The 25891-nt window shown below is 66.7% G+C and carries 25 protein-coding genes; 8 read left to right on the forward strand and 17 right to left on the reverse strand.

The genetic code is table 11. The features are described 5' to 3' along the window. Positions 1 to 8: 8 nt before the first annotated feature. From IE224_RS11075 to araD, 7 genes are all read right to left on the reverse strand, one after another. Positions 9 to 1082: an Ldh family oxidoreductase gene (locus IE224_RS11075; RefSeq protein WP_202380147.1), complete on the reverse strand. Its 1074-nt coding sequence runs from the start codon at positions 1080 to 1082 to the stop codon at positions 9 to 11. Positions 1083 to 1134: 52 nt separating this feature from the next. Further along, the gene (locus IE224_RS11080) at positions 1135 to 2646 is read right to left on the reverse strand and encodes an ABC transporter substrate-binding protein (RefSeq protein WP_191310372.1); all 1512 of its coding nucleotides are present in this window, start codon (positions 2644 to 2646) and stop codon (positions 1135 to 1137) included. A 70-nt stretch (positions 2647 to 2716) separates the two neighbouring features. Beyond that, positions 2717 to 3613, reverse strand: coding sequence for a dihydrodipicolinate synthase family protein (locus IE224_RS11085; protein WP_191310374.1), 897 nt, complete (start codon positions 3611 to 3613; stop codon positions 2717 to 2719). Beyond that, the gene (locus IE224_RS11090) at positions 3610 to 4512 is read right to left on the reverse strand and encodes a 5-dehydro-4-deoxyglucarate dehydratase (protein WP_202380156.1); all 903 of its coding nucleotides are present in this window, start codon (positions 4510 to 4512) and stop codon (positions 3610 to 3612) included. The genes IE224_RS11085 and IE224_RS11090 overlap by 4 nt, the downstream gene beginning before the upstream one ends. A gap of 14 nt (positions 4513 to 4526) precedes the next feature. Next, the gene (locus IE224_RS11095; protein ID WP_191310376.1) at positions 4527 to 6041 is read right to left on the reverse strand and encodes an aldehyde dehydrogenase (NADP(+)); all 1515 of its coding nucleotides are present in this window, start codon (positions 6039 to 6041) and stop codon (positions 4527 to 4529) included. A gap of 45 nt (positions 6042 to 6086) precedes the next feature. After that, positions 6087 to 6812: a ribonuclease activity regulator RraA gene (locus tag IE224_RS11100; RefSeq protein ID WP_191310378.1), complete on the reverse strand. Its 726-nt coding sequence runs from the start codon at positions 6810 to 6812 to the stop codon at positions 6087 to 6089. Between the two features lie 26 nt (positions 6813 to 6838). Beyond that, positions 6839 to 8575 carry an L-arabinonate dehydratase gene (araD, locus tag IE224_RS11105; RefSeq protein ID WP_191310380.1) on the reverse strand — a complete coding sequence of 579 codons (1737 nt, stop codon included), beginning with the start codon at positions 8573 to 8575 and terminating at the stop codon, positions 6839 to 6841. Positions 8576 to 8714: 139 nt separating this feature from the next. Here araD and IE224_RS11110 point away from each other — a divergent pair, with 139 nt between their 5' ends. Then, positions 8715 to 9425, forward strand: coding sequence for a GntR family transcriptional regulator (locus tag IE224_RS11110; protein WP_191310382.1), 711 nt, complete (start codon positions 8715 to 8717; stop codon positions 9423 to 9425). 124 nt (positions 9426 to 9549) lie between these two features. Here IE224_RS11110 and IE224_RS11115 read toward each other — a convergent pair whose 3' ends face one another. Together IE224_RS11115 and IE224_RS11120 are read right to left on the reverse strand one after the other, a co-directional pair. Then, a complete protein-coding gene (locus tag IE224_RS11115; protein ID WP_191310384.1) occupies positions 9550 to 9984 on the reverse strand; it encodes an aminotransferase class I/II-fold pyridoxal phosphate-dependent enzyme in 435 nt (144 codons plus the stop codon). 102 nt (positions 9985 to 10086) lie between these two features. Beyond that, the gene (locus IE224_RS11120; RefSeq protein WP_191310386.1) at positions 10087 to 10524 is read right to left on the reverse strand and encodes an Lrp/AsnC family transcriptional regulator; all 438 of its coding nucleotides are present in this window, start codon (positions 10522 to 10524) and stop codon (positions 10087 to 10089) included. Between the two features lie 113 nt (positions 10525 to 10637). Here IE224_RS11120 and rocF point away from each other — a divergent pair, with 113 nt between their 5' ends. Both rocF and ocd read left to right on the forward strand, forming a co-directional pair. Further along, on the forward strand, positions 10638 to 11567 hold the full coding sequence (gene rocF, locus IE224_RS11125; RefSeq protein WP_191310387.1) for an arginase: 930 nt from the start codon (positions 10638 to 10640) through the stop codon (positions 11565 to 11567). Between the two features lie 11 nt (positions 11568 to 11578). Then, positions 11579 to 12637: an ornithine cyclodeaminase gene (gene ocd / locus IE224_RS11130; RefSeq protein WP_191310389.1), complete on the forward strand. Its 1059-nt coding sequence runs from the start codon at positions 11579 to 11581 to the stop codon at positions 12635 to 12637. A gap of 38 nt (positions 12638 to 12675) precedes the next feature. On the opposite strand, the gene IE224_RS11135 is transcribed toward ocd, so the two are convergent. Genes IE224_RS11135 through IE224_RS11155 form a run of 5 tightly spaced genes read right to left on the reverse strand, consistent with a single transcriptional unit; the run spans position 12676 to position 16805 of the window. Further along, positions 12676 to 13440: an ABC transporter ATP-binding protein gene (locus IE224_RS11135; protein ID WP_276529574.1), complete on the reverse strand. Its 765-nt coding sequence runs from the start codon at positions 13438 to 13440 to the stop codon at positions 12676 to 12678. Positions 13441 to 13450: 10 nt separating this feature from the next. Then, positions 13451 to 14563: a succinylglutamate desuccinylase/aspartoacylase family protein gene (locus IE224_RS11140; RefSeq protein ID WP_191310391.1), complete on the reverse strand. Its 1113-nt coding sequence runs from the start codon at positions 14561 to 14563 to the stop codon at positions 13451 to 13453. Next, on the reverse strand, positions 14556 to 15293 hold the full coding sequence (locus IE224_RS11145) for an ABC transporter permease (RefSeq protein ID WP_191310393.1): 738 nt from the start codon (positions 15291 to 15293) through the stop codon (positions 14556 to 14558). The genes IE224_RS11140 and IE224_RS11145 overlap by 8 nt, the downstream gene beginning before the upstream one ends. Further along, positions 15290 to 15979 carry an ABC transporter permease gene (locus tag IE224_RS11150; protein ID WP_191310395.1) on the reverse strand — a complete coding sequence of 230 codons (690 nt, stop codon included), beginning with the start codon at positions 15977 to 15979 and terminating at the stop codon, positions 15290 to 15292. The genes IE224_RS11145 and IE224_RS11150 overlap by 4 nt, the downstream gene beginning before the upstream one ends. A gap of 52 nt (positions 15980 to 16031) precedes the next feature. After that, positions 16032 to 16805, reverse strand: coding sequence for a transporter substrate-binding domain-containing protein (locus tag IE224_RS11155; RefSeq protein ID WP_191310398.1), 774 nt, complete (start codon positions 16803 to 16805; stop codon positions 16032 to 16034). Between the two features lie 59 nt (positions 16806 to 16864). Between IE224_RS11155 and IE224_RS11160 the strand changes: the two genes are divergently transcribed. Then, positions 16865 to 17782: a MurR/RpiR family transcriptional regulator gene (locus tag IE224_RS11160; RefSeq protein WP_191310399.1), complete on the forward strand. Its 918-nt coding sequence runs from the start codon at positions 16865 to 16867 to the stop codon at positions 17780 to 17782. Positions 17783 to 17820: 38 nt separating this feature from the next. On the opposite strand, the gene IE224_RS11165 is transcribed toward IE224_RS11160, so the two are convergent. Continuing rightward, the gene (locus IE224_RS11165) at positions 17821 to 18489 is read right to left on the reverse strand and encodes a GntR family transcriptional regulator (protein WP_191310400.1); all 669 of its coding nucleotides are present in this window, start codon (positions 18487 to 18489) and stop codon (positions 17821 to 17823) included. Between the two features lie 148 nt (positions 18490 to 18637). On the opposite strand from IE224_RS11165, the gene IE224_RS11170 reads away from it, so the two are divergent. Together IE224_RS11170 and IE224_RS11175 are read left to right on the forward strand one after the other, a co-directional pair. Beyond that, positions 18638 to 19336, forward strand: coding sequence for an aspartate/glutamate racemase family protein (locus tag IE224_RS11170; protein WP_167623633.1), 699 nt, complete (start codon positions 18638 to 18640; stop codon positions 19334 to 19336). A 31-nt stretch (positions 19337 to 19367) separates the two neighbouring features. After that, positions 19368 to 20726 carry an NCS1 family transporter gene (locus IE224_RS11175; RefSeq protein ID WP_191310402.1) on the forward strand — a complete coding sequence of 453 codons (1359 nt, stop codon included), beginning with the start codon at positions 19368 to 19370 and terminating at the stop codon, positions 20724 to 20726. 82 nt (positions 20727 to 20808) lie between these two features. Here IE224_RS11175 and chrA read toward each other — a convergent pair whose 3' ends face one another. Next, positions 20809 to 22236: a chromate efflux transporter gene (gene chrA, locus IE224_RS11180; protein WP_191310404.1), complete on the reverse strand. Its 1428-nt coding sequence runs from the start codon at positions 22234 to 22236 to the stop codon at positions 20809 to 20811. Next, positions 22233 to 23054: a chromate resistance protein ChrB domain-containing protein gene (locus IE224_RS11185; RefSeq protein WP_191310406.1), complete on the reverse strand. Its 822-nt coding sequence runs from the start codon at positions 23052 to 23054 to the stop codon at positions 22233 to 22235. The genes chrA and IE224_RS11185 overlap by 4 nt, the downstream gene beginning before the upstream one ends. A 259-nt stretch (positions 23055 to 23313) precedes the next feature. On the opposite strand from IE224_RS11185, the gene IE224_RS11190 reads away from it, so the two are divergent. Then, positions 23314 to 24651 (forward strand): DUF2254 domain-containing protein, encoded by a 1338-nt coding sequence (locus tag IE224_RS11190; RefSeq protein ID WP_191310408.1) that lies wholly within the window; start codon positions 23314 to 23316, stop codon positions 24649 to 24651. A gap of 108 nt (positions 24652 to 24759) precedes the next feature. Beyond that, positions 24760 to 25785 carry a LacI family DNA-binding transcriptional regulator gene (locus IE224_RS11195; protein ID WP_191310410.1) on the forward strand — a complete coding sequence of 342 codons (1026 nt, stop codon included), beginning with the start codon at positions 24760 to 24762 and terminating at the stop codon, positions 25783 to 25785. Positions 25786 to 25891 lie beyond the last annotated feature (106 nt).

Consider the following 25891-nt stretch of genomic DNA (forward strand, 5'->3'; position numbering starts at 1 on the left):
CTGATATATTAGTGTGTCAACCTGCTTTGCAGGGCGGCAGGTGGGGTGATCCCTAGCTGTTCGGCATGTTTGGCCATGCGATCCCAGTCGTTTTGAGCCACCGGCACGCCATTCTGCATTGCGTCGCGCCGCTTGGCCGACGCGCTGTCCCCCGGCACCCGCACCGCACCCTTGTTCCAAGGCGCTGGAGGATTCGTGCGGCAGGCATTAGCCAGCCAATCGGATTGTTCGGTAAAGGCATCCAGACCGGCAAAGAAATCCGGGTCCACGACCTGCAGGAAGGCGCTTTGCGCAAGCGGTCCGGGGGCATCTGTGTTCGCGCGCCCCTTGCCCGACAGCCCCTGCCCCAGCAGATCGACCATCAATGCAAGACCGTAGCCCTTGTGCCCCTTCAGTGCGCCGCCCAGAGGCATCATGGTTCCGCCGCGCTCGGTGATTTCCTTCGGATCGTCAGTCGGCTGACCCTCGGCGGTCAGGCCCCAAGGTTCGGGGTATCTCTCGCCCTTCTTGGCCAGAAGCTGGGTCATGGTGGTCGTGGTGATCGACGAAGACACGTCCACCAGGATCGGATCTCCTGATGTCGGAAAGCCCATGGCCAGCGGATTGGGCGTCAAAATCGGCTGCGTCCCGCCATAAGGCGCCACCCGCCGCGCCGCCGGGTTCGAGGCGGACAGTTGCACGATCAGCCCCCGGTCGGTCGCCCGCCGCATATAGGCCGACAGCGCGCAAGTGTGATGGCAATTGCGGATCGCGGCACCGGCGATGCCGTACTCGCGCACCCGCTCCATCGCCTGATCCAACGCTTTGGTCAGCAGCCAGGCGCCCGGCAGCAGACGCCCGTCCCAGACAAAGCCCGCGCCCTTGTCGGCGACGACCTCATAGCTGCCCTTACCGTTCAGGCTGCCATCGGCGAGGCATTCCAGATACCAGTGCATCAGTTGCAAGCCGTGGGTTTCGTGGCCGATCATGTCGCCCTCGACCAGCACGGCGGCGGTGACGGCGGCCTTGTCGGCCTCCATTCCGGCGCGGGTCAGCAGGCCTTCGGCATAGCGCAGCAGGTCATCGCGGTGGTATCGCGGCATCGGCATGTCCCCCGGCAAGCGGCGGGCCGGGGACGCCCCGGCCCCGTTGAGGTTACTTGAACCGGATCTGCTGCAATTGCAGTTCCGAGTTCGTGGCGATGGTCGGCTTGAAGTCGAGACGCGGCGAGACGCGGGTGAAGCCCACCATGTGGAACATCGGCACATCGGCGATGATCTCGGTGTTCACTTTGGCGAACAGTTCTTGCCACAGCTTGGTGCGTTCCTCGCCCGTGGCGGCGCTGGCGGCGGCGATCAGGCGGTCCACCTCGGGGTCGCGGACCATTGAATGCGCGCCGTCAGAGGCGTATTTCACATGGGCCGTGAAGACCGGATCGCCGGTGGCGTTGTCGTGCTGCGACTGCGTCAGCGTAGCCCCCGCATCGGCCACGAAGGGCGACACGAAATAGTTGTTCCACACTGACACATCATAGCTGTCCAGCGCGACGTTCAGCCCCACGTCCTGGAACATCGCCATCATCGCCTCCATCGTCTCGGTGCCGTTGGGATACATCCCGTTGCGGCCGATGATGCGGATGGGCGCGTCAACGTTCACACCGTCAGCCTTGGCTTCCTCGACCAGTTCGCGGGCGCGGTCGGGATCATAAGGCCAGGCCGGGATGTCGGGATTGTGGCCGATGGTCGTGGGCACCACCAGATGCGTGGCGATCTGCGCGTCTGCCGGGAACAGCGTGCCGATCATCGCCTCTCGGTCCACGGCCAGGTTCAGCGCCTCGCGGATGCGGCGGTCGTCCGTGGGTTCCGTGCGCGTGTCGATCCGCAGCGAGGTGGTTTCAGAATTGGGATAGCTGAAATCCGTTTCCGGGTTGTTGGCGTCCTGCAAGGCGATCGAGGGCACGATGTCGGCCTCACCCGTTTCCACCATGGCGGCGGCGACGGCGCTGTCGGACCGGAACAGATAGGTGGCCTTTTCGACCTGCGGCTGGGCGCCCCAGTAATCGGGATTGCGGGTCAGCGTGATCGATTGCCCGTTCTGCCAGTCGCTGAAGACATAGGGCCCGGTGCCGGTCGGCTTTCGGTCGAATTCGGCGGCGGGCGTGGTTGCGGCGGACTGGACCGGCATTACCGACATCAGCAGGGGCAGGATTGGCTGCGGCGGGCTGGTGGTGATGCGGATGGTGTTGTCGTCAGGGGATTCGAAGCTGAACTCCATGCCGCCGAAATACTTGCCGCCGGTTTCGCACGACAGATCCGCGTTCTTGTTCCGCTCGATGCTGAACTGCACGTCCTTGGCGGTGAAGGGGCTGCCGTCGTGCCATTTGACGCCGGGACGCAGCTTGAATTCCCAGGTGTCGTCATCGACCTGGCTCCATTCGGTCGCCAGGCGCGGCTTCAGCCCTCCGTTCACATAGTCGAACTCGATCAGCATCTCGTTGACGTTTTCCGAGATGACGCGCCCCACGTCCTGGCGCGCGGCCATGCAGGGCTCGACCACGCTGACGGTTTCCGACAGGACCACCGTCACGTCGCGGCTGGCGTCCTGTGCATGGGCCATACCACCGGCCAGGACGGCGCCCGACAGGAACAATGCTGCCTTGATCTTCATCTGTTTTCCTCCCCTTTTGTCCGGCGCTGCCGGGCTTTGATTGCCGCCCGGCCTCCCGCCGGGACGGTGGTCAGTGCAGAAGTCCGTTTTGCTTAAGGAAGCCTGCCATCTTGCGCTGCTGCGCGTCCGTCAGCGGCCAGGCGGCGGGCGGGCGAGTCGGGCCACAGTCCCGGCCCATGGCTCGCAGCGCGGCCTTGACGCCGGTGACGTTGGTGCCGTTCAGCTCCTGCGCGCGAACCTCCTCGAAGGCCGCCATTCCGGCGATCAGGTCGCGCGCCCTGGCATAGTCGCCCGTCTCCAGCGCAGCATGGATTGCCAAGGACCGTTCCGGCCAGATGTTGATCAGCCCCGAGGTGAAGCCCCGCGCGCCGACCGCATAAAGCGCGGGCGCCCAGACCTCGGCCAGGCCGCCGACCCAGATGATGCCGGGATCGCAGGCGCCGATGGCCTCGGCCAGCTTCAGCGGGTTCGGCGTGGCCCACTTGACGCCGATCACGCCGGGAATGGCGCAGAGATCCGCGATGGCCGCCGTGCCGATGGCGTCGTTCCGCAGATACAGCATCAAGGGCAAACCGCCGCCCGCATCGGCCACCCGGCGGACGTAGTCGACCACCCCGCGCGGTGCGGCGAAGGGATCGGGCGGCTGGTGGACCATCAGCCCCGCCGCACCGGCCCCGGCAGCCGCGGCGGCCAGGCGGCAGGCGTCCTTGACAGACCGCCCCACCCCGGCCAGCACCGGCGCGCGGCCCGCCACCATCCCGCAGACCTCGGCACGCATGGCCTCGGCCTCGTCCACGGTCAGGCTGTAGAACTCGCCCGTGTTGCCGTTCACGACGGGGATGTGCAGCCCCGCAGCAAGCGCGCGGTCGATGATCGGGACCAGCCGGGCGGGGGCGATCCGGTCCTCGGCATCGAAGGGCGTGACCAGGATTCCCGAGATTCCGGTCAGTGCGTCTCGCAGCGTCATTGGACGCTGTCGATCAGGGCCTGCATCATGCCCATCTCTTCCTCGGTCAGATCGGTCAGGGGCGCGCGGACATGGCCGGCGTCGAAACCGCGCAGGCGCACGCCCGCCTTGACGGCCGAGACCGCGTAGCCTGCCTTGCGGTCGCGGATCTTGGCGAAGGGATAATAGAACTCCCGCAGCATCCGTTCGCAGGTGGCGTCGTCGCCCGCCGTAAAGGCCGCGTGGAACTTCAGCGCGGTTTCTGGGACGAAGTTGAACGCGGCGGACGAATAGGTGGGCATCCCCGCACCCTTGTAGGCCTGGGCGAACAGTTCGTGCGTGGGCATCCCGCCGATATAGGACAACCGGTCGCCCAGCATCACGGTGACGCGGCGCACCGTGTCGATGTCGCCGGTGCCGTCCTTGAAGCCGATCAGGTTCGGGCATTCGTCGGCCAGTTGCGCCAGCTGTTCCGCGCTGACCCGCGCCTGGCCCCGGTTATAGACGATCACGCCCATGTTGGTGGCCTGGCAGACCGCGCGGATGCGGTTGGCGACGCCGTCGGCGGGCGCCTCGGTCAGATAGTGCGGCAAGAGCAGGATCCCGTCGCCGCCCGCGGCCTCGATCTCTCGCGCCATGTCGCAGGCGATGCGGGTGCCGTATCCGCAGCCCGCGATGACCGGCTGGCCGCCCGAAACCTGCCGCGCGGTCCTGACGACGTCCACCACCTCGCCGGGGGTCAGCGAGAACAGCTCGCCCGTGCCGCCGGCGACGATCAGCCCGGCGACCGGATAGGAGGACAGCCATTCCAGATGGGCCGCGAAGGGCTTGGGGTTGAAGCGGTCCCCATCGTCGAAGGGCGTCACCGGGAAGGACAGCAGGCCGGTGCGGATGATCTCTCGCAGGTGGTCGGGGGCGATCATGGTGGCGTCCTTCATTGCAGATCCTCGGGCAAGAGTTCTTGGGGAAAATTCTGGTAGCTGACGGGCCGCAGGAAGCGGCGGATCGAGAGGGTGCCGACCGAAGTGGCGCCGAAGTTGGTCGATGCCGGATAGGGTCCGCCATGGACCATGCTGTCCACCACCTCGACACCGGTCGGAAAGCCGTTGACCAGCACCCGCCCCGCCTTGCGCTCCAGCACCGGGCGCAGCTTTTGCGCGGCCTCCAGGTCGGCAGGATCCATGTGGATCGTCGCGGTCAGCTGGCCCTCGAAGCCGCGGGCCAGGCGAACCATCTCGTCGGTGTCGCGGACCCGCACGACCAGGCCCAGCGGGCCGAAGACCTCCTCGCCAAGCGCGTGGTCCTGCAGGTAAGCCTCGGCCGTGGTTTCATACAGGTTCGGACTGGCCTGCCGGTCGTGGCTGTCGGTCGAGACGACCGGCGTGACCGAGTTGCGGGCCTCGAAGCGTTCCTTCCCCTCGCGGTAGGCCCGGGCGATGCCATCGGTCAGCATGGTCTGCGGACCCACCGCCTCAAGCCCCGTCTTGGTCGCAGTGACAAAGCGATCGGCGTCCGCGCCGTCGATGACAACCGCGATGCCGGGATTGGTGCAGAACTGGCCCGCGCCCATGGTCAGGCTGCCCGCCCAGCCTTTGCCCAGATCCTCGGCCCGGGCGCAGGTGGCCCCAGGCAGCAGGAACATCGGGTTGACGCTGCCGAGTTCGCCAAAGAATGGGATCGGCTCAGGCCGTTGCGCGCACAGGTCGAAAAGCGCCCGTCCCCCTGCCAGGCTGCCGGTGAAGCCCACGGCCTTGATCAGCGGGTGCTGGACCAGGGCAGTGCCCACATCGCGGCGCCCACCCTGGATCAGGCTGTAGACGCCGGGATGGATGCCGCAGGTCTTGATGGCCGCATGGACGGCATCGGCCACGATCTCGCCGGTGCCGGGATGGGCGCTGTGGCCCTTGACCACCACCGGACAGCCTGCGGCCAAGGCGGCGGCGGTGTCGCCGCCCGCAGTCGAAAAGGCCAGCGGGAAGTTAGAGGCGCCGAAGACCGCGACCGGGCCGACGGGGCGCTGGACCATGCGGATGTCGGGACGCGGGGCGGGCTGGCGGTCGGGCATGGCCGGATCGTGGCGGCGGTCCAGGAAGTCGCCCTTGCGGATATGTTCCGCAAACAGGCGCAACTGGCCAGTCGTCCGTCCCCGTTCGCCGTTGAGCCGCGCCTCGGGCAGGCCGGTTTCCCGGGTGCCGATTTCCGTGATGGCCTCGGCGCGCGCCTCGATCTCGTCGGCGATGGCGTCCAGAAAAGCGGCACGCGTTTCGCGGCTGGCCTCGCCATAGGACCAGAACGCCTCCTCGGCGGCCTCACAGGCGCGGTTAACCAGTTCCACCGTGCCCATGCTGAACTCGTGGACGGGGCCAAAGGCCGGCTCGTTCGGGAAGCGCGTCTCGGTCCCGACCCAGTCACCCGCGATCAGGTGCTTGCCGTGAGGGGTGAAGGTCATCGGAAATCCTTTCGTCATGGCAGACCGGAGGCCCGGCCCCAGGTTTCAGCGGCCGGTGCGGGCGCGCCATTCCTCGTATTTCTTCTGGTTCTCGTCCTTGGTGCAGGGGTATAGGCCGATGATGGCCGCGCCCTCCTTGACCTGCTCCAGCACGAAATCCTCGAAACTTTCCATGCCGGTGCATTCGTCCGCGATCTCGTCGGCCAGATGCGCCGGGATCACCATCACTCCGTCCTTGTCGCCCACCAGGATGTCGCCCGGAAAAACCGGCGCATCGCCGCAGGAAATCGGCACGTTGATGTCCAGTGCCTCGTGCAGGGTCAGGTTCGTGGGCGCGCTTGACTTGGCGAAATAGGCCGGCATGTCCAGCTTGCCGATGCCTTCGGCGTCGCGCATCCCGGCATCGGTCACGACACCCGCCGCGCCACGAATTGCAAGCCGGGTGATCAGGATAGACCCCGCCGTCGCGGCGCGGGCATCCTTGCGCCCGTCCATGACCAGCACATGCCCGGCAGGGCAGGTTTCGATGGCGACGCGCTGCGGGTGGTCGGCATTGCGGAAGACGGTGATCGGGTTGCGGTCTTCCCGCGCGGGGATGTAGCGCAGGGTGAAGGCCGGGCCGACCATGTTCTCGTCCTTCGGCGCCACCGGCACCACGCCTTGGATGAACTGGTTGCGCAAACCGCGCTTGTACAGCGCCGTGGCGACGGACGCGGTCGAGACCTTCTTCAGCTTGGCGCGGGTTTCGTCCGAAAGGGTGTATTCGGTCATGGTCGTTCCTCGAAAAAGGTCTGGCCTCAGAAGATGTCGGGCTCGCCCGCCGAGCGGCCGAAGTCGGTTTGCAGGAAGTCGAAGTCGCAGCCCTGGTCGGCCTGCGTCACGTGACGCTCGAACATCCAGCCGTAGCCGCGCTCAAAACGAGGCTCGGGCGGCGTCCAGGCCGCCTTGCGGGCAGCCAGTTCGTCGTCCGAAACCAGCATGTCCAGGCGGCGATTGGGCAGATCCAGCCGCACGATGTCGCCGGTCTTCAGCAGCGCCAGGGGACCGCCGACAAAGCTTTCGGGGGCGACATGCAGGATGCAGGCGCCATAGGAGGTGCCCGACATGCGCGCATCCGAAATCCGCAGCATGTCGCGGTATCCCTGCTTGATCAGAGCCTTGGGGATCGGCAGCATTCCCCATTCGGGGAAGCCCGGCCCACCCTGCGGCCCGGCATTGCGCAGGACCATGACGTGATCGGGGGTGATCTCCAGATCCTCGTCGTCCACGGCGGCCTTCATCTCGGGATAGCTGTCAAAGACAAGCGCCGGGCCCTCGTGGACATGGAATCGAGGGTCGCAGGCAGCGGGCTTGATGACCGCGCCGGACGGGCACAGGTTCCCCTTCAGCACCGCCAGGGATCCCTCGTGATAGACCGGGTTCGACAGGGGCCGGATGACGTCGTCGTTGTAGACAACGGCACCCTCCAGGTTCTCGCCCATCGTCTTGCCGGTAACAGTCAGGGCGCCGCAATCCAGCCGATCCTCGATCTGCTTCATCAGCGCGCGCAGACCGCCCGCGTAGTAGAAATCCTCCATCAGGTAGTCCTTGCCGGAGGGGCGGACATTGGCGATCAGCGGCGTCGTGCGGCCAAGGGCATCCAGGTCGTCCAACGTCAGATGGACGCCGGCGCGCCGCGCCATGGCGATCAGGTGGACGACGGCGTTGGTGGAACAGCCCGTGGCCATGGCGACAATGGCGGCGTTCCTGACCGCGCCTTCGGTGATGATCCGGTCCGGGGTCAAATCCTCCCACACCATCTCGACGATGCGGCGGCCGCAATCGGCGCCCATGCGTTGGTGGTTGGCATCGACCGCGGGGATCGAGGACGCGCCCGGCAGCGTGATCCCCATGGCATCCGCGATGGCGGTCATGGTCGAGGCCGTGCCCATGGTCATGCAGACCCCTGCCGAGCGCGCGATGCCGCCCTGCAGCCCGATCCATTCCTGGTCGGTGATATTGCCTGCGCGGCGTTCGTCCCAGTATTTCCAGGCATCGGAACCCGACCCCAGGATGCGCCCGGCATAGTTGCCGCGCAGCATTGGTCCGGCAGGCAGGTAGATCATCGGCACGCCCGCACTGATCGCACCCATGACCAGACCCGGCGTGGTCTTGTCGCAGCCGCCCATCAGCACCACGCCGTCCAGCGGGTGGGACCGGATCATCTCCTCGGTCTCCATCGCCAGCATGTTGCGATACAGCATCGAGGTCGGCTTGGTGAAGCTTTCGTCGACCGACAGCGAGGGCATCTCGACCGGCAGCCCGCCGCCCTGCAGCACGCCGCGCGCCACGTCCTTGGCCCGCACACGGAAATGCGAATGGCAAGTGTTCAGCTCGGACCAGGTGTTCAGGATGCCGATGACAGGCTTGCCGTGAAAATCCGCCTCGCCATAGCCCAGCTGCATCATCCGCGAGCGATGCCCGAAGCTGCGCAGGTCGTCAGGCGCGAACCATCGGGCCGACCGAAGATCATCGGCTGTTTTTCTTGTCGTCATGATCCCTCCTCCACGCCGGAATCACTCAGCGCGTCTCAAACATACTAATATTTCAGTTTAACAGGTATATCAATAGCGCTATTATCCTTGTTGATCGGAGGGCCTGACCCTAGGTTCGGCCTGATTGAGGGAGAATGTCATGGCCATATCGCTTGCCGCCAGTTTTGGGCTTTCTGCCATGCAGGTGCAGGCCGGTGGCGGGACCGTGCAGCGCGTCTACGAAAGCCTGCGCAAGCGAATTATCACACTGGAATTGCCACCCGACACCACGCTGTCGCGGACCGACCTGACCGAAACCTATGGGGTCAGCCAGACCCCGATCCGAGAGGCCCTTCAACTGCTGAAGCAGGAAGGGCTGGTCCACATCTTTCCCCAATCGAAGACGGTGGTGACGCGCATCGACGTGCCGCAAACCTACGAGGCGCATTTCCTGCGCGTCGCCCTGGAAACCGAGGTCTGCCGCAGGCTGGCCACCGAGGCGCCGGCCGACGTGCTGACCCGCGCCCGATCGATCATCCGGATGCAGGAAGCCATCGCCGAGGACACCAGTCAGATCGCCGTCTTTCAGGAACTGGACGAGTTGTTCCACCAGACCCTGTTCGCGGGCCTGCGGCAGTCAGGACTGCACCAGTTGGTGCGCGAACGGTCGGGCCATCTGGAGCGCATCCGTCGCCTGCACCTGCCGGAACAGGGCAAGGTGCTCAACATCTTGTCTGGCCATCGGTCCATCGTGGACGGCATCGCATCAGGCGACCCGGATGCTGCGATCGCGGCAATCCGGGGCCATCTGAGCCAGACGGTGTCCAGGGTGGAGGCCCTGCGTGAGGAATTTCCGCAGTATTTTGCCTAAGGCCGCCGTGTTGCCAGTGCCTTGAGACCATGCAGGGTTCATCACCCTGCTTGGTTTGTTGTCGCGCGGCGCGCTTGCTAGGACGTCTGGATCGGACTCCGACGATTTTTCCGAAACCTTCAAGTTAAGCCATAGGCCGAAAGACGCGCTCAGGAAGCCGGGTTCTGGAATGGTGGACATCGTCGGGCTTGATCGCGGCCTCGATGGCGACCAGGGCGATGGTGCCGTCGGGCTCGTTCGGCAAGGGCTGGGGCTGGATCGATCCCAGCACCGCCGCGCCGCCCCCTTCGTACAGAAAGGTATGGGCCGTGTGCCCGACCAGGTATTCGTCCCCGCGACCGCAATGGGCCATCAGCGCGGCCAGGTTCGACTGCGTTCCGGTGGGAAAGAACAGCGCCGCCTCTTTGCCAAGGCGTTCCGCCGCCATCGCTTCCAGCCTGCGGGTGGTCGGGCAATCCTCGTAGACCGCATCGCCCACCTCGGCCGAAGCCATTGCCGCCCGCATCGCCGCATCCGGCCGCGTCACCGTGTCCGAGCGGAAATCGTCCTGGCCCGTCATGTCCCCGTTCCTTTCGCCGGGCACGATCACGGCCCGAGGGCGCAGGAAAGCCGCCGCAGCGCAAAAGTGCAAGCCGCCGTCTTTCTGCGTCGGGCCGGCCGGTCAACTCCATCTCGAGGAGGCGCGGCGCGATGCCAGAAGCAGGTTCGTCTCGGAGGTGACGACCCCTTCCAGGTTGCGGATGCGGCGCAGGACCTCGTCCAGTTCGGCCAGGGATTGCGTCGAAACCTCGACCACCAGATCCCACTTGCCGTTGGTGGAATGAACGGCGGTGACCTCTGCCATGCCCGACAGGCGCGCCATGATGCGGTCGCCGCCACGGCCCTCGATCCCGATCAGCACAAGGCCTCGCACCGGCGCGTCCGAGACATCGCCCCGGGTGACGGCCGTATAGCCCAGGACCTCGCCCTTCTGCTGCAGCCGCGCCATCCGCAGCCGCACGGTCGCGCGGGTGACGCCCAGGCGGTCCGCCAGATGCTGGACCGAGGCGCGCCCGTCCCGGCGCAGCTCGGCGATCAGCCTTTGGTCGAGTTCATCCATTTCGGCAGGTCCTTCTGGCCACTTCGCGCAGTTTGCCTGCCGAACCTGCGGATTGTCCAGTTGAGACCCGCCTGTTTCGCGCAGCATCCTGTCCGAAACCACCCGAGGTGACGATGACACGAACCATCCTGATCGGCGCGCCCGTCGACAGCGGCCAGCGGCAGCCGGGATGCCTGATGGGCCCGGCCGCCTATCGCGTGGCGGGACTGCGGCCGCTTTTGGAAGGCCTTGGCCTGGCCGTGGCGGACCGGGGCGATCTTGCGCTGCCCCAGGTGCTGCCGCGGCGGCATTGCGCGAATGGCGCGGTGGACCAGTTGCCCGCGACGGTTGCCTGGACCGGGCTGATCCGCGACGCGGTGCGCGACGCCTTGCGCCAGGGGGGCATACCCATCGTGCTGGGCGGGGATCATTCGCTGGCGCTTGGATCCGTGGCCGGCGCGGCCGAGGACGCCGCCGCCCAAGGGCGCCCGCTGTTCCTGTTGTGGATGGATGCGCATAGCGATTTCCACACGCCCCTCAGCACGACAACGGGGAACCTGCACGGCACGCCGGTGGCCTATGCGGCGGGCCGGCCGGGCTTTGACGCCTTTGGGCCTTTCCCCACGCCGATCCCGGCCGAGCGCATCTGCCTGTTCGGCATCCGCAGCGTCGACCCGGCCGAGCATCGCGCCCTGCAGGACTGCGCCATCGGGGTCAACGACATGCGCGTGCTGGACGAACAGGGCATCACCGCCCCCCTTGGCGCGTTCCTGGACCGGGTGCGCGCGGCCCAGGGCAAGCTGCATGTCAGCCTGGACGTGGATTTCCTCGACCCCTCCATCGCGCCCGCGGTGGGCACCACCGTTCCCGGCGGCGCCACCTTCCGGGAAGCGCATCTGGCCTGCGAACTGATCCACGAGACGGGGCTGATGACCTCGCTGGACCTGGTCGAGCTGAACCCGTTCCTGGACGACCGCGGCCGCACCGCCAAGCTGATGGTCGACCTGGTGGGCAGCCTGATGGGCCGCAAGGTCTTCGACCGCCCCACACGTTCATTCACCTGAAGGAGATGCCCATGACCCCGCCCTCGCGCCAGGCGCTTGTTCCCTTTGTCAGCGTCGACCACATGATGCGCCTAGTCCTGCATGTCGGGATCGAACGCATGATGGTTGAACTGACGGATGCGATCGAGGCCGACTTCCGCCGCTGGCCCCAGTTCGACAAGACCCCGCGCGTCGCCAGCCATTCCGATATCGGCGTGATCGAGCTGATGCCCACCTCGGACGGGCAGCAATACGGCTTCAAGTATGTGAACGGCCATCCGGGCAACATGCGGCGCGGCCTGCAGACCGTGACGGCCTTCGGCGTCCTGGCGGACGTGGCGACGGGCTATCCGGTGATGCTGTCGGAAATGACCATCCTGACGGCGCTGCGCACGGCGGCGACAAGCGCGATGGCCGCGAAATGGCTGGCCCCGCGCGATGCGCGCGCCATGGCGATGATAGGCAATGGCGCCCAGGCCGAGTTCCAAGCCCTTGCCATGAAGGCCGTCTGCGGGATTGAGGAGGTGCGCCTTTACGACATCGACCCGGCGGCCACCCGCAAATGCGCGGCGAACCTTGCCGGGCGCGGCCTGCGGGTGGTGCCCTGCAACAGCGCCGAGGACGCGATCCTGGGCGCGCAGATCATCACGACCTGCACCGCGGACAAGCAATACGCCACCATCCTGACCGACAACATGGTCGGCGGCGGGGTCCACATCAACGCGGTGGGCGGCGACTGCCCCGGCAAGACGGAACTGGCCCCCGCCATCCTGCACCGCGCCGGGATCTTCGTGGAATACCCGCCCCAGACCCGGATCGAGGGCGAGATCCAGCAACTGGACCCCGACCATCCGGTGACCGAATTGTGGCAGGTCATCGCAGGCCAGGCGCCCGGCCGGACCGGCCCGTCCCAGGTGACGCTGTTCGACAGCGTGGGCTTTGCCATCGAGGATTTCAGCGCGCTGCGCCACATCCACGCCCGCCTGCGCGGAACGGGCTTTTTCCAGGACCTGGACATGATCGCCGATCCGGACGATCCCCGCGACCTGTTCGGGATGATCTGCCGGGCCGAGGCTGTCGGCGCGGCCTGAAAAGCCTAGGCCGCCCCTGGCCGGGGGCGGCGCTTCGATCAAGCGGCCTGTGCGGCCAGGAAGCCCTGAAGGCGTTCGGTCTGCGGGCGGCTCAGCACCTCGCGCGGGCAGCCCTGTTCTGCAATGACGCCCTGGTCCAGGAAGACCACGCGGTTGGCCACGTCGCGGGCGAAGTTCATCTCGTGCGTGACGACGATCATGGTGCGGCCTTCCTCGGCCAGGCTGCGCATGACGCGCAGGACCTCGCCCACCAGTTCGGGATCAAGCGCACTGGTGGGTTCGTCGAACAGCATCAGGTCGGGCTCCATCGCAAGCGCGCGGGCGATGGCCACGCGCTGCTGCTCGCCCCCGGACAGGAAGCCTGGATAGGCGTCCTTCCGATGCGCCACGCCCACGCGTGACAGATAATGATCGGCCCGTTCGCCTGCCTCGGCGCGGCTCAGGCCGTGGACGCGGATTGGCCCCAGCATGACATTGTCCCGCGCGGTCATGTGGGACCACAGGTTGAACTGCTGGAAGACCATCGTCACCCGCGCGCGGAAGGCCCGCAACTGCGCCGGATCGGCCACCGTCTGGTCGCCGTTGCGGTCGCGCTTGCAGGCCAGGACCTGTCCGCCAAGCGCGATCTGGCCCTGGGTGGGATGTTCAAGGAAGTTCAGGCAGCGCAGGAAGGTGCTTTTCCCCGATCCCGAGGATCCGATCATCGAGATCACGTCGCCCTTCGCGGCGGAAAGGCTGATCCCGCGCAGCACTTCCCGGGTGCCGAAGCTTTTGCGGATGTCGGTGGCGTTCAGCATGGTCATGGCAGGTCCCTCAGGGGCTGAGCAGCGGGCCGTCGCGGAAGGGCCGGTCGCCGGCGATCTTGCCCAGGCGTTTTCCGGCCTCCGCGATGCGGGTGGCGGGGCGGGCATAGAAGACGCCCGTGGTGCTGGCGCGGACGGGGATCATTGCGCCGGTCTCCAGGTCGGTGATCTCGGCCACGGTCTGGCCCGCCTGCACAAGGCTTCCCAGCGGCACGGCATAGGACAGCAGCCCGGCCGCGGGCGCGGTCAGCGCCTCGGATCCCGCAAGGGGCGTGGGGCTGCAGGCGGCGGGGGGCAAGTCGACGCTGCCCGACAGGACGCCCAGATGCACCAGGTAATCCCTGATCGCCCCGGCATCGCGCAGCCCCTGGGTCCGGCAGACGTCGGATCGTCCGCGCAATTCGACGGTGGTGCTGGCGCAGCCCAGGGGGACCGGGTGGTCAGGAAAGCGCGCGGCAATCGCGGTCCAGGGACCGGACAGGGCCTCGTCAAAGGGATGGCCGCCCGACACCTCGGCCAGCAGCACGGCACGGCAGGCGGTCAGGGTCGCCAGGGGGGCCAGCCGGTCCCAGGCGGCAGGCTGGGTGTAAAGGTGCATCTCGGCTTCGCCATCGCAGTGCAGATCCAGCACCACGTCGGCATCCAGGGCCAGGCCCATCAGGTGATGTCGCAGCGCCTCGGCCGGCCCTACGGGCTGGCGTTCCTGCAAGGCCGCCCGCAGGGCGGCCCGGACCAAAGCCACATTGCGCTGCGGGTCACCGGTCAGCCGGCCTTCCAGCCCGGCTGCGGCGTCATCGGACAGGTCGGGATAATCGCGGTTGAAGTTGCGCCCGTCGTAAAGATCGAAGCGCCCCGAATGATCGCCGTGAAGCACCTGCCCCAGCCCCAGCGGATTGGCAAAGGGCACCACGGTCACATGGCCCCGCAGCCGGCCTGCCGCCTCGGCCTGGGCCAGAAGATCCGCCAGCAGCCGGGCGACCATCATGCCGGGGCCTTCGTCGGCATGAAGCCCCCCCTGCACATGGACATGCGGCCGCGCGTCGGGATCGCCGAAGGACAGGGTCAGGACCTGGTGGCGGGTGCCGGGACCGCGCCCGGGAAAGGAAAAGCAGCGTTCACGCATGGGCAGAGGCTTTCACGGGTTCGGGCATGGGGGTCGCGCTTGCGCGTGGGTCGAGATGGCGCAGGAAATGGCGCTCCAGAAGCCGGAACAGCCCGGCCAGGACAAGGGTCAGCCCCAGATAGAAGACCGCCGCCATGCCGAAGCTTTCGGGGATCTTCAGGTAGTTGGTGTAGACATCGCGGCCGACGCGCAGGATCTCGACAATGGTGACGGTGCTGGCCAGGGCGGTGGCGTGCATCAGCTGGATGATCTCGTTGCCGTATTGGGGCAAGGCGCGGCGCCAGGCGCCGGGCCAGAACACGTCGCGAAAGACCTGGGCGCGGGTCAGGCCCATCGCCCGTGCGGCCTCGATCTCTCCGGCGGGGGTGGTGCGGATGGCGCCCGCGAAGATCTCGGTCGTGTAGGCGGTGGTGTTCAGCGTGAAGGCTGCCCAAGCGCAGAACCACGGGTCGCGGAGCAGTGGCCACAGGGTGCTGTTGCGGATCACCCCGAATTGCGGCAGCCCGTAATACAGGATGAACAACTGCACCAGAAGCGGCGTCCCCCGGATCACGAAGGTAAAGCCGAAGACCGGCCAGCGAGCCCAGGGGCTGCGGGCCGAGCGCGCCACCGAAAGCGGCACCGACAGCAGCAGCCCCGCCACCGCCGAAGTCACCAGCAGCAGCAGCGTCATCTGCAGCCCGTGCCAGAAGGCGGGCAGCATCTCGCGTACGATGGTCCAGTCGATCATGCCCTGGCCTCCGACCGAATGCCGCGCGACATGCGGCGGTTCAGCGCGCCAAGCACCAGGATCGAGACGGTGGTCACCGCCAGGTAGATGGCCCCGATCAGCGCGTAGAAGGTAAACGGCTCGCGCGTCGCGGCGGATGCCAGCGATGCGCGGTGGACCATGTCGTCCAGCCCGATGATCGACACAAGCGCGGTCGCCTTCAGCATCACCAGCCAGTTGTTGGTAAAGCCCGGGATGGCGTGGCGGACCATCTGCGGAATGACGATGTCGCGCATCACCTGGCCGCGCGACAGGCCCATCGCGTGCCCGGCCTCGATCTGGCCGCGCGGGATGGCCAATATCGCGCCCCGGAAGGTTTCGGTCAGATAGGCGCCGAAGACGAAGCCCAGGGTGATGGTGCCCGCCGCGAAGGCGTTCACGTCCATGTATCCCCAGCCCTGCGCGGTCGCCACGCGGTTCAGCAGGATCTGCCCGCCATAAAAGACGATCAGCATCAGAAGCAGGTCGGGCAGCGCCCGGATGACCGTGGTATAAAGCCCCGCCAGCCCGCGCAGGACGGGCGAATGGGACAGCTTGGCGCTTGCCCCCGCCAGGCCGAAGACGCAGGCCACTGCCAGCGACACCACCGCCACCGACAGCGTCACCCGCAGCCCGTCCAGGATCATCGGCAGATAGCCGTGGAACATCGTTTGTCTTCCCTTTGGATCGGACGCCCCCCCGGCGGGGGGGCGCGTCGGGTCACTTGCGGGCGTGGGGCGGGGTGATGTCGAAGTCGAAATACTGCGCGGCCATCTTGGCATAGCTGCCGTCTTGCATGATCGCGGCCAGGGCCTCGTTCACGCGGGTCTTCAGCGCCTCGTCGCCCTTGCGCATGGCGATGCCCACGCCGCCATCCACGCTGTCGGTCAGAGTCAGCGTTTCGCCGACCTGCTCAAAGCCCTCGCCCTCGGGCTGCTTCAGGAAGGCCTCGGCCGAGACGACCGATGATCCGAAGGCGATGTCGCCCCGGCCGGCCGCCAGTTCCAGATAAACCGCCGGCTCGCGATCCACCGCCAGGATGCGGCTGTCGGGATAGGTCGCTTCCAGGTACTGGGCGCGGGGGCTGTTGCGCAGCACGATGATCGTCTTGCCAGCCAGTTCCTCGGGGCTGTAGCCTCCAAAGGCGCCCTCGGCCGCGATGAAGCGCGAGGGGACGTCGTAATAGGGATCGGAAAAATCGACCACTTTCTTGCGTTCGTCGGTGATCGTCATGGATGCCACGATCATGTCGAACTTGTTGGCCGCCAGGGCGGGGATCATCCCGTCCCATTCCTGCTGCACCAGCGTGCAGTCCGCCTTCATCTGCGCGCAGACGGCATTGGCGATGTCGATGTCGAAGCCCGAAAGCGTGCCGTCAGGGGACACCTGGCTGAAGGGCGGATAGTTGCCTTCGACGCCGATGCGGACCTGATCCTGGGCGAAGGCGGGAAGGGCCAGGGCGAAAACGGACAGCGCGGCAAGGGTCTTGCGCATGATGGGAACTCCTGTCGGGATGGATTGTTGTGATTGTTTTTCTTTCATATGATTGAGAAATGAAAATCGATCCGTCAACAGAAATTTCGGGCTGGAGCGCGGGCGCCACGCGCCATTTTGCGGAAAGCCAGCTTGGTCAACAGGTTGTGGCGCGTCTTCAGGCGGGATCCAGGTCGCAGCGCGCCTTGTCCGACCTGATCCTGCGCGATCCCGTCTTTATCGCCACCCATGGAATAGAGGATGTTTCGCGCGCCTCGGGAATCTCGGCCAGCACGATCAGCCGCTATGTCCGCGATCTGGGAATCGACAGCTATGCGGCCTTCCGCGCTGATGTGGCCGACCGTGTCCACGCGCTGATCGCCCCCGTCACCAAGCTGGAAAACCGCCTGGCCGAGGCTGCGGGGTCATCCTCCCCGGCCGAGGCATCGCTGGCGACCGCGCAGTCGCATCTGGGGGCCTTGGCGGACCGCGAAACAGCCGCAGCCCTGCGCCAGGCGTCCGAGATGCTGCGCCAGGCGCGGCATGTCTGGATCATGGGCTTCGGTTTGTCAGCCCATCTGGCGGCGATCCTTGCGCTTGGCCTTGAACCCTATCGCGACGGGATCCTGAACGTCGTGCAGTATGGCGGGACCGAGGTTGCGGCAGGCCGCGTGATGGCGGCTGGCGAAGGCGACGTGGTCATTGCGATCTCATTCCCGCGCTATTCCAGCGACGTGGTCCAACTGGCCCGCATGGCCCGTGGCACGGGCGCCCGGCTGATCGCCCTGACCGATTCCCCGGCCGCGCCCCTGGCCCAGGCCTGCGACCACCTTCTGATCGCCCCCGCCCAGCATCCGGTCCTGTCGTCGTCCTGCCTGCCGGGCCTGGCCATCATCGAGGCGCTCGTGTCGCAATTCCTCATGTCCGACCCCGCCCATGTCGAGCGCGCGAAACGCCTGGCAGCCAGCATGGCGGCCTATCTGTCGGACCAGGGATAAGGCCGGGGCTTCCTTCCGCCCGAAGGTTCCGGGCCCCTCTACCCGCCGAGGATCTGGCGCAGGTCGCTTGCCTCGGCCGGCGCATCGAAGACCAGTTGCGCCTCGATATGGCGCAGATGCGCTTCCAGCAGGTCGCCAGCCCTTGTCCCGTCGCCGCTTCGGATGGCCGAGGCGATCTCGCCATGCTCCTCATCCTGGCAAAGAACGTGGCTCGAGCCTGCAAACAGGCCGATGATAAGGGAACTGCGCATGATCAGTTCATGCAGGAACTCGGCCAGGACGTCGTTCTGCCCGATCTTAGCCAGGACCATGTGAAACTCGCCTGACAGGCGGATGGCCTTGGCGCGGTCTCCGTTCTTGCGTGCCAGGATCTCGGCCCCCACGACATGGTCCAGTTCCGCAAGGTCGGCCCCTGTCGCGTGCTGCGCCGCGTTTCGCGCCAGGGTCTTCTCGATGGCGCGGCGGGCCTGGAAGACGTTGTGGGCCTCGGGCTGGCTTGGCACGCGCACGAAGGCACCCCGGTTGGGCCGCAGCTCGACCGTCTTTCGGGTGGCGAGAATGACAAGCGCGCGACGCACATCGGTCCGGCCGCAATCATAGATCTCGCACAGCTCCGGCTCGCTCAGCTTGGTGCCGGAGCGCAGGCGCCGTTCAAGAATGGCCTCGACCACGCCGTCGACGATCCGGCTTTCTGCATTCACTGCCATGGGACTGCGTTTCTCCTGCCTGCCCGGGGGAAATTATGCCGCCGATCCGGGCAGCACAAGAAGCCCCGCGCCATCTTCGATATGAATCGTTGACACATCACATGCGAATCGTCGACGATCCAGAAACAGAAGCAAGCCGGAGGCGCCCATGAAAATCCTTCTCGTCAATCCCAACGCGACGGCCTCGATGACCGACAAGATTGCCGAAAGCGCGCGGCGCGTGGCAGGCCCGGGGGTCGAGATCATTGCCCGAACCGGCGAAGGATCGCCCGCCAGCATCGAAGGCCACTATGACGAGGCGATGTCGGTGCCCGCGCTCCTGCGCCATGTCCGTGAGGCCGAGCAGCAGGGCGTGGCCGGCGTCGTGGTGGCCTGCTTCGACGACCCGGGCATCGGCGCCTGCCGGGAACTGGCAAGCGGGCCGGTGATCGGCATCGCCGAGGCCGCGATGAAGGCCGCCACCATGCTGGCCACCAGCTTTTCCGTGGTCACCACCCTGCCCCGGTCCGTTCCGGTGATCGAGGAACTGGCCCGCCGCTATGGCGTGGACCACCAGTGCCGCAAGGTCCGCTCGGCCAGCATTCCCGTGCTCGCGCTCGAGGAGGAAGGCTCGGGCGCCCGCGAAAAGGTGCGCGACGAAATCCTGCGCGCCATCCGCGAGGACAATTGCGAGGCGATCGTCCTGGGCTGCGCGGGCATGGCCGACCTGACCGACTGGCTGTCGCGCGAAACCGGGGTGCCTGTCATCGACGGCGTCACGGTCGCGGTCAAGTTCGTCGAAGGGCTGGCGGCCGTGGGCCTGGGGACCAGCAAGATCTGCGCCTATGCGCAGCCGAACCAGAAATAGGACAAGATCAACAACAGGGAAGGACAAGACGATGACCTCGATCGAAAACATGGCCGAATGCCCAATCACCGAGGCGGGCCACAAGAAGGTGGGCGAGGAAACGCTTGCCCCGCAGCGCCACCGGATCATGGATCCCTGGTCCTATCTGTTCGCCTGGCTGGGTGGCTGCGTATCCATCGGGACCTTCACCGTCGGGTCGGGCCTGGCGGGGACGCTGAACCTTTTGCAGGTGTTCCTTGCCATCGCCATCGGCTGCACCGTGATCGGCGTCGCCTTGGCGATCAACGGCGCGGCGGGCCACAAATACGGCATTCCCTTCATGGTGCAGGCGCGGTCGTCTTTCGGCTTTGCCGGCACGCGGCTGCCCGCCCTGGTCCGGTCGGTGCCCGCCATCGTCTGGTTCGGCTTCCAAAGCTGGATCGGCGCGGGCGCGCTGAACCTGGTGTCGGTGACGCTGTTCGGGTTCGACAGCATCGTCTTCTGGTTCGTAGCCTTCCAGTTCCTGCAGATCGGCCTGTCGGTCCTGGGCTTCAGCGGCATCAAGTGGCTGGAAAACATCGGCTCGGTCTTCATCATCGGCGCGCTGATCTACATGTTCTTCAGCGTGATCGGCAAATACGGCGACCAGATCTCGACCAACCTGCTGCAGGCCGAAGGCACCTGGGGCGCGCCCTTCTGGGGGGCCACCATGCTGTTCCTGGGCGTCTACAGCACGATGATGCTGAACGTGTCGGATTATTCGCGCGAGCTGAAGGAAAGCGTCTCGCCGCTGCGCCAGGTGGTGATCTATGCCAATTCGATCCTGCCCGCGACGCTGTTCATGGGCCTGATCGGGCTGATGGTGTCCAGTGCCACGGGCGAGGTCGATCCGATCAAGGTCTTTTCCAGCGCGGTGGACAACAAGGTGCTGCTGATCATCACGCTGCTGTTCATCGTCTTCGCGCAGGTCACGACCAACGTGCTGAACAACGTGATCCCGCCCGCCTATGCGCTGATGGACATCTTCAAGCTGAACTTCAAGACCTCGGCGGTCCTGGTGGGCCTGCTGGCCTTCGCGACCTTTCCCTGGGAACTGGTCAAGGACGAATCCGCCGCCGGGCTGAACCTGTTCATCCAGACCTATTCGGCCTTCCTGGGACCGATCTTCGCGGTGCTGGTGGTGGACTATTACATCCTGCGCAAGCGCCAGCTGAACCTGGATCTGCTTTATGACGAGGAAGGCCCCTACAAGGGCGTCAACTGGGCCGCGATCATCGCCACGGCAGTCGGGATCGTCTTCGCGCTGATCTTTTCCAGCATCTCGTGGTATGCCAGCCTGATCCCTGCGGGCGTGGCCTATTACGTGCTGATGAAGTCCATGCCCTCGGCTCGCCGCTTCCTGTCGAACTGACCCAAAATCGGCAGCCCGGCCCTTTCCAGGGGGCCGGGCGATCGTCTGCTGACTTGGGCAAGTTGCAAGGCGGAACCCGGCCTCAGGCCACCACCCCCGCCGCATGAAGCAGGATGCCCAGGCCGGCCGCACCCGCCAGGACGGTCGTCATGCCCAGCCTGAACCGGAACACCGCAACAAGGGCCAGAACGGAAAGCGCGGCGGCGATCCAGTCGATGGAACCTGGGACGGGCAGTTCCAGCGACAGCGGCCCAGCCTCGATCCGCCGCACCTCGTGCCAGATCACGTGGATGGCGAACCAGATCGCCAGGTTGACGATCACCCCCACGACCGAGGCCGTGACGGCCGTCAAGGCGGCGGACAGGGCCCGGTTGTTCCGAAGCCGCTCCATGTAGGGGGCGCCCAGGAAGATGAAGGCGAAGCAGGGCGCAAAGGTGACCCAGGTCGTCAAAAGCCCGCCCAGCGTCCCCGCCAGAAGCGCGCTGTCCCATCCCCCGTCGCGGAAGGCACCAAGAAAGCCCACGAACTGCAGGACCATGATCAGCGGTCCCGGCGTGGTCTCGGCCATGCCGAGGCCGTCCAGCATCTCGCCGGGGCGGAGCCAGCCATAGGTTCCGACGGCCTCTTGCGCGACATAGGCCAGGACCGCATAGGCGCCGCCGAAAGTCACAACGGCCATCTTGGAAAAGAACAGCGCGATTTCCGCAAAGACATTGCCGCGACCCAAGGTCAGGACCAGCAGCGCCACGGGCACCAGCCACAGGATCAGCGCCGCAGCCCCGGCCCCAAGCGCGCGGCGCCGCGCCCTTGGCGGCATCCGGGCCATCTCCTCGCCCAGAAGCGTTTCGGCATCGTCCACATGAACCCCGCCGACCGCCCCATGGCCGCCGGTCGCGGCGAAGGCGGGAAGGCCGGCCCGTGCCCCCAGATAGCCGATCAGCCCCGCCGTCAGCACGATCAGGGGGAAAGGCGCGTCGAAGGCGAAGATCGCCACGAAGGACAGCACCGCCAGCAGGCGCATCGCGTCGTTCCTCAGCGCCCGGCGGCCGATGCGGACCACCGCCTGCAGCACGATGGCCAGGATCGCGGCCTTGAGGCCGAAGAACAGCGCCTCGACCACGCCCACATCGCCGAACAGCACGTAAAGCCAGCTGAGCGCCATGATCGCCACCGCGCCGGGCAGCACGAACAGGACACCCGCGATCAGGCCGCCGCGCGTCCCGTGCAGAAGCCAGCCGACATAGGTGGCAAGCTGCTGCGCCTCGGGCCCGGGAAGCAACATGCAGAAGTTCAGGGCGTGCAGGAACCGGCCGTCGCCGATCCACCGCTTTTCCTCGACTAGAATGCGGTGCATGACGGCGATCTGCCCCGCCGGGCCGCCAAAGGACAAAAGCGCGATCCGCGCCCAGGTCCGCGTGGCCTCGGCAAGCGAGGGATAGGCGGGACGCGCGGCTGGGCCCGATGGGCTGCCCGGTTGTTCCGGCGCGGGGGCAATACGGGCGTCGGTCATCGCGCCGCCCCCGCCTTGGCGCCGGGCCAGTTATGGGTTTCGTTCGTGGCGTCCCGCGCCCAGCGGTAAAAGGCGTCGTAAAGGACCATTCCGGCCTCCAGTTGCTCAAGATCGTCGGAATGGATGCGCGACAGTCCCAGCGACGCGGCCAGAAGGCCCGCGGCCTCGGGCGCCAAGTCCAGCCGGGCGGTGTCGGCCCCCCGCACGATGGTCGTCAGCCGGTCCAGGGCCGGGACGGACAGGCCCAGTTCGGCCAGCAGGACATCGAAGGTGCAAAGATCGCCCCGGTGGCTGAAGAACACGCCCTCGATGTCCAATGGCGCGGCGTCATGACGCTCGGCCACGGCTTCGACCTCGGCGGGTGCGACGAAAAGGATCACGGCGCGGGGATCGACAAAGCGGCGGATCAGCCACGGGCAGGCGATGCGGTCGATCTTGGGCCGCGCCCGCGTCACCCAGACCGTGCGCCCGCGCCGGTCCCGCGGCGGCAAGGCGTCCGGGCGGATCAACGGCCAGCCCGCATCACGCCAGGCCGCAGAACCGCCTTCAAGATATTCGGCCGGCCGACCCTCGGCCCGCAGCCAGGCGGCTGCGCCCTGGCTGCGGCGATGGCCGCCCTGGCACAGCACGACAATGGGCCCGGCCGGAAGCTGCGGCAGGTCGGCAAGCGCGCGGTCATCGGCGCGGATCGTGCCCGGCAGCATCCGGGGATCGGCGGCAAGGTCCGCATCCGAGCGGACATCCAGGATGGCCGGCGCCCTTGCCGTCCCGATCAGCCGCGAAAGCTTGTCTGGCGATATCGCATTGGGTGCCGGCACGGGCGCTCCTCCCCCTTGAAGGTTGATCATGATCGATCCGGAACGCGAACTTCGGCTGGCGCCTCGTGGGGCGTCGCAGGCCCCATGCGGTTGAGTTACCTTTGACAGGCCGCAGACGTCAAGACACCAGGCGGGGGACGGCGCGGCCAGGGAACAGAGACGGGCTTCACCGGTTTGGTGGCGGTCGCACAAGCCGTTGGCAGGCCTGCCCCCGGATGCGGGATCACCATGCCTGAACCCTCGGCGGAGAACGATGAACATGACCCAACCGCGGCATTACCTGTCCAACGGCAACGCGTCCCGCGCGCTGTGGGATTCGGTCCGCACCAGCCTGTGGTTTCTTCCCGCGATCATGGGCGTTCTTGCCCTTGGCCTGACCGCGGGCGCCCTGGCCCTGGATGAAGGGCTGGGCCAGGGATCGGACAAAAGCTTCCCCCGGATCATCTATGTCAGCGCGCCGGACCAGGCACGAGAGCTTCTGGCGACCGTGCTGACCTCGATGATCACAATGGCAAGCCTTGTCTTCTCGATCACGATGGTGGTGCTGACGCTTGCCGCCGGGCAGTTCGGCCCCCGCCTGATCCGGAACTTCATGGGCCGCCTGCAGACGCAGTTCGTCCTGGGCACCTTCGTGCTGACGATCATCTATTGCCTGCTGCTGCTTGCGTCCATCGGGCCAGGCGACGCGGGCGGATCCAACGCTTATCTGTCCGTCACCGTCGCCATAGGCCTGGCCTTGTTCAGCGTGGCGCTGCTGGTGCTGTATATCCATGACCTGGCGACCTCGATCATGTCGGAAACGCTGATCGAAACGGTCGGCCGCGAGCTGGATCAAGGTGTGCGGGACTTGCGGCCCCTAGGCCAGACGGATGACCCCGAACAGGCGCTGCCCGAAGACTTTGCCGAACGGGCCGCCCTGGCGGGGGTCCAGGCTTCCGGCTATGTCCAGGCGATCGAGTTCGGGCGCATCGTCGAGGCCGCCCGGTCGGCCGATGTGCTGGTCGGCCTTTATCTTCGGGCCGGCGACTTCGCCATCCGCAACGGCCGCGCCTTCGGCATCTATCCGGCGGAACGCGTTACCCCCCAACTGACGAAGATCATCGGCGACGCGATTACCCTGGGCGTCCACCGGACCCCGGTCCAGGACATCGAGTTCTCGATCCGCCATCTGGTCGAGGTCGCGGTCCGGGCACTGTCGCCCGGCATCAACGACCCCTATACGGCGGTCTCGGCCATCCACCGCCTTTCGGCGGTCTGGCCTGACCTGATGGGTCGCGCGGTTCCGCAAGGAGTTTTCCCCGACGACCAGGGCCAGGTGCGGGTCATCTGCCCGGTTCCGACCTATGCCACCCTGCTGAACGCCTCCTTCAGCCAGATCCGCCAAAGCGGGACCGGAAAGCCGCTTATCCTGATCCACCTGCTCAAGGCCTTTGCCGCCATGGCCCCTTGCGCGCGGACCGAGGAACAAAGGTCGGCCCTGCGGGACCAGGTCCACGCCGTCCTCGAAGACGCCAGGCGGGCCATCCCCAACCGCGCCGATCTGGAAGATGTCGAGCAGCATGGACTTTTGGCCCTGCACGACCTTAAGGCAAGGTGAACTGGTGCCCGGGCTGCAATCCTGCCCAAAAAATAACCTGTCGCGCCCGGCATTTCTGACATACGTTGCCCAGTATCCTGTTCATTCGCCGTACGGACATGTTGCCCGATGACCCGCCCCACGATCCATGACGTCGCCCGCGCCGCCGGCGTCAGCCTTTCGACCGTCGACCGGGTGCTGAACGACCGCGTGGGGGTCCGGCACGCGACCCAGATCCGCGTGGCCCAGGCGATGCGCGAACTGGGTTTCGAACGGAACGCGGCGGCGGCGAACCTGGCGCGGCGGCGGCAGGACCGGCTGCTGTTCATCCTTCCGGCCGGATCGAACAGCTTCATGCGCGGGCTGGAACGCGAACTGGCCCAGCGGTCCGAGGCGTGGGAGTTCACGTCAATCGCCGTGCAGGTCGTGCCGGCCTTTGACGACGTGGCCCTGGCCCGGACCCTGCAGGCCGTCGATCCCGGCGCGACCGACGGCGTGGCCGTGGTGGCGACCGACAGCCCCGTGGTGCGCGCGGCACTGGCCGAATTGCGCGAACGCGGCGTGGCCGTGGTGACGCTGGTATCCGACCTGCCATCGTCCCGGCGCCAGCATTTCGTGGGGATCGACAACGTGCAGGCCGGGCGCACGGCGGCTAGCCTGCTGGGCCGGTTCTGCCGCGGCCGGTCCGGCAAGATCGTCATCGTCGCAGGGTCCATGCTGGTGCGCGACCATGCCGAGCGCCGCCTGGGGTTCGAGCAGGTCCTGCGGGCCGAGTTTCCCGACCAGCAGATCCTGCCGCCGCTGGAAGGCCGGGACGACCGCGACATCGTGGAAGCCGAACTGGATCGCGTCCTGCGCCAGCAGCCCGATGTGACCGGCATCTATAGCCTGGGCGCGGGCACCAGGGGCGTTGCCCGGGCCTTGGCGGGACATGCGGCGGGCGCGCCACGCCCGTCCGTGGTGGTTCACGACCTGACGCCCCATTCGCGGCAGGCGCTTCTGGACGGAAGCTTCGATGCCGTCATCCACCAGGATCCGGTCCGGGAAATCTCGGCCGCCGTGTCCCTCCTGCAATCGCTGGTGCGCGGCCAGCCGGTGGATCCCGATGCCGGCCGGATCGGGATCGAGGTTTTCCTGCGCGACAACCTGCCCTGACAACCTGTACCAGAATCGGTTGCAGCCGGTTCTGGTTTGACGTACGTAAGTCATAATCTGAAGGCAGACTTCGGATGGCCGGTAGAGGAACCGGCGCAGGGAGGAC

The sequence above is a fragment of the Paracoccus aerius genome (genome assembly GCF_014656455.1).
GTDB lineage: Bacteria > Pseudomonadota > Alphaproteobacteria > Rhodobacterales > Rhodobacteraceae > Paracoccus > Paracoccus aerius.